This window comes from Terriglobia bacterium, assembly GCA_020073205.1.
Lineage (GTDB): Bacteria > Acidobacteriota > Polarisedimenticolia > Polarisedimenticolales > JAIQFR01 > JAIQFR01.
In genome coordinates this window covers 1-6,214 of sequence record JAIQFR010000167.1, presented here as the reverse complement: position 1 = coordinate 6,214, position 6,214 = coordinate 1, and the positions used below count along the sequence as shown (strand labels likewise).

Below are 6,214 nucleotides of genomic sequence, written 5' to 3'. Positions count from 1 at the left end.
GCTGGTCGCGCCCGAGGGGGAAGGGGCCGGGTGACCGGCGGGCGAGGCGCGGTGGCGCGATGGGTTGCGTATCGGCACCCCGCCGGAGGCTTGCGAGTCAGGGAAAGATGTCGACGTCGCGCGACTCGGCAGGGAACGGGATGGAATCGTTCGGCTTGCGTACCTCGCTTCGTGCCGGGCGCCGTGCGGTCACCCGTTCCGCACCGGCAACCTCATTTCGCTTCTCGGCATCCGACTCGGCGTAGATTCTCGCCATCACCGCCACGCGTATCGACGAGTTCGTCTGGGACCTCGACACGGAGGAGTTGCCCGACGCCCTCCGCCTCCTCGCCGCGCTGGAGAGGGCCGGTTGGGTGTCGCCGCGGGAGGCCTCGGAGTGGCGGGGGCGGATCGCTGCGTTGGGGGTATTCCGCGGGGACCACCAGACCTGGATCGAAGGGCCGGGGGCGTAGCGTCGTGACCGCTCGCAGCCCCTCGCGCGACTCCGTGCCTTGCTATCGCGCAGGCAACCCGCGCCAGCCGCGAATTCGTCAACCGAATGGCACGCTTGCGATGGTACGAACCTCCGCGGGACGGGCACACCACAACCCAGCCGCTTTCATGAACCTTCCGCCGACTCCGCCAGGCGGGGCGCGCTTCTGGAAGCGCGGCCGCCCGTTTCGCGCCGAGATCAGACCGACGCCTGCGCTGGCCGAGCGCACCCGGGCCTGCTACCTCAACGCGTCTCGGGGGGCAACGGCTCGAGAGGTACTGGCCCCGGTGGCGTCGGCGCCGTGCGCTCCGTCGACCCGCGGCCCGCGCCGCGCCGCGGCGATCGCGGCCCGCAAGTTCCGTCGACCTTGCACACGGGCGCTCCAGAAGGGCATCCGCAGACGCCGCACATCATGACGAGGCCTCCTGGTGTGCAAAACTGTGGCTTCTGCCCGGCGCATTGGTTGAAGGGGGTGCCGTCGGTGCAAAGGGGCGAAGGTGGCTGACTGAGGCTCGCAACCCAGCCTTGTGTGTTGCCTTGGTAACTGCCCCCACCCACAATCGTCAAACCATCTGCGGACACGCCAGCGACCGAGCCAAGTGTCCAAGCACCTGAGTCGAGACCGTACGTATTCACGAGTAGATCACGGAGACTGATCATGCCGGTACCGGCGTTCCAGTAAAACGCCTCCCAGCCCGCCCCGATCACACAGAATCCGACCACGACGGAACCGTTCGCGGAAACCCCCATGGCTGTACATTGCGAAGCTCCTGGCAAGGCACCGAGGCCCACCATTCCGCCGCTGGGGGTCCACCGAAACGCCTCACCTTGGGGGTAAAGGGCTGAACTCGACTGCCCCACAACGACGTTGCCATCGTCGGACACGTCGTACGCCGTGCCGTTGGAATCTCCACCAGCCAGATCCCCGAGCCCGATGGTCGCGCCGTTCCATGTCCAGCGAGTCGCCTCCCAATTCACCCCCCCAAACCAGCTCCCGCCCACGGTGGTCGAGCCATCGGCGCTGACACCCACGCCGTAGCTAGCCGACGCGCCTGCCAGGTAACCCAGGCCGACCATGCCGCTCGCCTCGGTCCAACGGAAGCCCTCCGGGGAGGTACCTGTCCCCTTGTAACTATTCCCTATTACGACCGAACCATCCGATGAAACGTCCTTCGCCCAGCTCCTGTCCCCTCCTCCCCCAGGCAGCCACCCAAGCCCTACCATCCCGCTGGAAGACCTCCAGCAAATCGCCTGCCGAGGCGGGGGCCAGGTAACCTCGCTGCTCCCGACGATGACTGAGCCGTCCCCTGAAGCCGAATAGGCCTCACTTGCCGTGTACCCGCTCAAGTACCCTAGGCCAACGATGCCGCCAGATTCTGTCCACTTGAAGGCCTGAAGCCCGGAGGCAGAACCGCCGCGCCCAATCACGACCCGCCCGTCTCGCGATACGCCATAAGCCTCGCTGTAGGGCGGTGTTGAACCAGGTAGGTAGCCCACACCCTTCAAACTGGCGGCGGCGGCAGAAACTAGGTCGAAGTTCGCGACCTGGAACATCAACGCGTTGTAGTCAGTGTAGTCGATCAGGAAGGTCCCATCGCCCAAGGGCCCTTCCATCGCTCCCCAGCTATTTTGGCAGAGGTACGCCCCCTTGCTGTCGTCCCAGCCCATCACCAAGACCGCGTGAGACCCTTCATACACGGCCCCGGCCCCCTTGCTGTATACGTTGTTGGGAAAAGACTGCGTCTTCAGCCAGTAGCTATTGAAGTCATCGTACACGTCGAAGGAGAAGTACGCCGGCCCTGTGGTGAAAATGGATGTCTTCACCTGTACCGGATCGCTGGTGTCGATCGTGTAGATGTCGCCGACGCGGTAGGGCGCAGCCGCCGGAACCGACTGATTGATGTTCCCGCAGGCGACTGACCGGTAGGTTGGCGGGCAGGTGGTCGTTGATTCGTTATAGCCGAAGTAGTTATCTTCGATCGGCCACACCCCGCCGTCCACTCCCCAGTAACTCAGAGCCTTGAAATTGCCACCGCAGCAACCCCATATATCGTCGGCGGTATCGGTGTTGCACGAGACTTGCTGCTGCTCGGACAGATTCTTCCGGCCGACCGCGGTCGACTTCAACAGGTGAGCCTGAAACGCCTCGGCGATCGCAAAAGCCCAGCAGGAGCCACAATCACCCTGATCCTTCGCCGGCTCCAGGACGATCCCGGCGGCGCGCGCATCGTAGGCCGCCGGGAGCGCCATGGCCGAGGGCGGCATGGTCTTTAGCAGTTTCGCATATTCCTCTTGTGACAGCGGAATGTTGCCTAGCGCGTGCTTGTCCGCAGCGTTGCTCGGTCTGGATGCTGCAAGAACGCAAATTGCCAGGATAGCCGCGTTCCTACAGAGCACATGCCACTTCTTCTCGTGATGGTTCAACATCATTCCCCTCCTCTGGCGGAAAAGCGAAACGTCCGGAGGACACGTTACCGACTGACGCATTACCTGCTCAACAAACGTCAGCGCACTTTGTATCGTCTCGATGTTGCGGCCACGACCTCGCCGGACGGAAAGTCGCACTCCGCGAGCGATCCAGAGGATTCGGATGCCCCCGGGCTTGGTGCAGTCCTCTTGTTGTGCCAACTTTGTTCTTGACCGCTCGGTTGATTCAATTATGCGCGCATCAGTAACCAACGCGACGCCCGCTTTCACGGTCGAAGTCTTTCGATGCCCGGGCCTGGGTTTTGCTGCGTTCCTCGAAGGTCAAGCGGCAAATCCAGGAGTTGATCGGGGAGCCGAGAACGGAAATACCCACAGAGTACCTTCGGCATGCGGTTGCTCGCCTCATGGACATGCCCCTGGATAGCTGTGTCCCGCCTACTCCTATTACCCGTGGGTGTCAATGCTCCTTTCGAGTTGCGGATTCCGGTGCGACCTCCCTTGGCAAGGAATGGGATGGGGATTGTCCGCTTGCCGGTGATCACCGCCCGCCGCCCCGGCTACGTGATCGACCACGTCAAGGCGGTGAAGGACGGCGGCGCACACGAGCCGTGGCAGACCGGGAAGGACGCGAAGGCGAAGGATCAGCGGGAGTACTGGGCTGGCAGAACAATGAAGGAGCGGACATGAAAGCCAGCGTGATGGTCAGCGTTATCCCCATCGGAGTCGGGATCTCCCTGTCGAAGTACATCGCCGCCTGCGAGCGCGTGTTCGCGGAGGCGGGGCTGAACCCGCAGCTCCACGCGCACGGCACGAACGTCGAGGGAGAGTGGGATGAGGTGTTTGCTGCGGTCCGGAAATGCGTCGAGACCGTTCACGCCATGGGCGCGCTGCGGATCTCGACGCATCTCAAGGTCGGCACGCGGACGGACCGGTCAGAGAGTGGCGAGGAGATGGTCCAGAGCGTGAAGAAGAAACTGGTAGCCGGCTAATTCGCCGCGGAGAGCACTTCATGAATGACCGTCAGACTAGGGGGGCGTACTTCATCACCGCCGCCACATACCAGGGGCGGAAGAGGTACGGTAGGAAGACGAGCGGGGAGTTGAGCGGGAGGAACCCGGCGGTGCTCCCGGCGTGCGCGAAGTGACCTGAAACGGACCTTCGGGCTGCGGATGCGAAGTGGTGTCCGGGAAGTGGCTGCTGCGTCACCTCGATTCCCAGCCCGCCGCCAGCCTCCCACGCGCATTTTCGCCCAGGTGCCCAGGGACCTTGCTCAGAGTCCTGCGCCCAGCCGGGCATGAATCCACGGCTCGAGCCCTGGCGCCAGGTAGAAACGCGGACGCAGCAAGTCGTCCTCGCTCCCGATCACGCCCTCGGCGGCGGCCCGCCTCGCCAGCGGCGTGCCCGGATAGATGCGGATGCCGACGGTAATCCGCAGGTCGTCGAGGTGCAGCGACCGGGCGAAGGTGAGGCTCTCCTCGACCGATTCTCGCGTCTCACCCGGTCCGCCCAGCAGCAGGAAGCCGAAGCGGCGGATGCCGTGGGCGGCGAGCAGATCAGACGTACGCCGCACGTCCCCGGGCGTGAAGCGCTTGTTCAATTCGCGCAGGATGCGCGAACATCCGCTCTCGAATCCCAGGCTCACCTCGCAGCAGCCCGCCGCCGCCATCGCCCGCACGAGCGCCTCGCGCACGCGCTCCGGATAGAGGATGCAGCGCCAGATTACGGGCGGGTCGAGAGCGGCCAGCGCCGCGCAGAGTTCGAGCGCATGGCGCTCCGGAATGTTGAAGGAATTGTCCACGAAGTAGAAGCGACGGTGTCCCGTGCGGGACAGCCGGGCTACGGTTTCCACCACGCGGCGCGGCGAACGGCGGCGGATGCGCCGACCCTGGACACGAGAGGTCGAGCAGTACGAGCAGTCGTTCGGGCAGCCCCGCCGGCTCTGCACTGGGATCCAGAGATCGTCGTTCGCCGCCGGCGCGAGTGCATCGTCCCAGAGGGGTAGGACATCTAGATCCCGCGCCTGCGCACGCGAGATCCGAGGCGGGCCGCTCGCCGTGTAGACGCCCTGCAGGTCCGATGGCGAGTCTCCCGCCGCGAGCCGCTCGATCAGGGCCACGAAGGCGGCCTCGCCGTCGCCGGCGACCCCGTAATCGGCGCCCAGAAATGCGAGGGCCTCTCGCGGGAAGATGCTATAGCCTGCGCCGCCCAGCACGATCGGCGCCCGCGATCCCACGCGGCATTCATCGACCACCTCGCGGACCGGTTCGAGCAGGAAGCGCGGGTTCGCCTGGCACTGGTCATCGATGTTGCGTACCGAGATGCCGATCACGCCGGGAGCGAAGGCGGCCAGCGCGCGTCTCACCACCCCCCGCGTCTCAGTCTCGCGGAGCAGGTCGAGGAACGCGACCTCGTGACCCGCGGCCCGCGTGGCGGCCGCGACCAGGCCCAGACCGAGCGGAATCGTCACCATGTTGAGGCGCTCGGTGTTGGCCGAGATGAGCAGCACCTTCATGCTCATGGCTCCCCGCGGGCACCCTCGTAGGATCGGTCTCCTGCAGGCCGTGCCGGACTGCTTCCACTCGGACGCCAGGTCCGAGTGGGACCGCTCGCGCAACCGTCCCCTCGAGCGTCTTCAAGAGAACTGTAGCACGCGGCGCTTCGGGACCGCGCGTTCGTTTCTTGCTCGTGACTCCCGCCCCGTGCTCGTTTGACTTCTTGCCGCGACCGCCCGCTGCCCCGGCTACGTGATCGACCACGTCAAGCCGGCGAAGGAGGGAGGCGCGGACCCGAACCGGGCGGGACGCGGTCCCCCGTCGAGTTCCCACATTTGGTCCGCCTAGCCTCCGGTGATCCCGCGCCAGCTATCGCTATCGAAGGTCCGATACGATGCATCTCGCGATGCACGAGGGAGAAGCCAACGCTCCCGCCAGATGCTGACTACTGCCTCAAGGGGTCGCCTGTGCCACCTTAAGCGCTCGTTCTCTCCTCTCAGAAAGGCCGCGGTATTGTCCGCGAGAGGCGCGACATAAACCGCCCGTCGCACTCCGTGACGAAGGAGATTACCAGGAAGCTTCAAGCTCTCGAGCGCTTTTCGCACTACTCGAATCCTGTAGTTAGGGCCGTTCCCGAACTCGTAGCAATTTACCTCATCCTCGCCCAGGGACCTCAGATACTTCCGCATGTGTCCCTCACGAAATCTTTCTCTGTCTGAGGATCGAAATCGGTGGAGTAATTCGCCTCCTTCGGATCAAGAGAAAACCCAGCTCGATCAGCGCGCGGCTGATCGCCACGCGATCGATCGAGGCCTGTTCACGG

4 protein-coding genes are annotated in these 6,214 nt (G+C 64.7%); 2 read left to right on the top strand and 2 right to left on the bottom strand.

The annotated features are described in order from the left end of the window. Window positions 1–715: 715 nt before the first annotated feature. Window positions 716–2,896, bottom strand: a complete 2,181-nt coding sequence (locus LAO51_19685; GenBank protein ID MBZ5640966.1) for a hypothetical protein — start codon at window positions 2,894–2,896, stop codon at window positions 716–718. Between the two features lie 516 nt (window positions 2,897–3,412). Between LAO51_19685 and LAO51_19680 the strand changes: the two genes are divergently transcribed. Continuing rightward, window positions 3,413–3,586 carry a hypothetical protein gene (locus LAO51_19680; GenBank protein MBZ5640965.1) on the top strand — a complete coding sequence of 58 codons (174 nt, stop codon included), beginning with the start codon at window positions 3,413–3,415 and terminating at the stop codon, window positions 3,584–3,586. After that, complete coding sequence (locus LAO51_19675; GenBank protein ID MBZ5640964.1) at window positions 3,583–3,888, top strand: MTH1187 family thiamine-binding protein; 306 nt, start codon at window positions 3,583–3,585, stop codon at window positions 3,886–3,888. The genes LAO51_19680 and LAO51_19675 overlap by 4 nt, the downstream gene beginning before the upstream one ends. A 281-nt stretch (window positions 3,889–4,169) precedes the next feature. On the opposite strand, the gene LAO51_19670 is transcribed toward LAO51_19675, so the two are convergent. Continuing rightward, on the bottom strand, window positions 4,170–5,411 hold the full coding sequence (locus LAO51_19670; protein ID MBZ5640963.1) for a cobalamin-dependent protein: 1,242 nt from the start codon (window positions 5,409–5,411) through the stop codon (window positions 4,170–4,172). Between the last annotated feature and the right edge of the window lie 803 nt (window positions 5,412–6,214).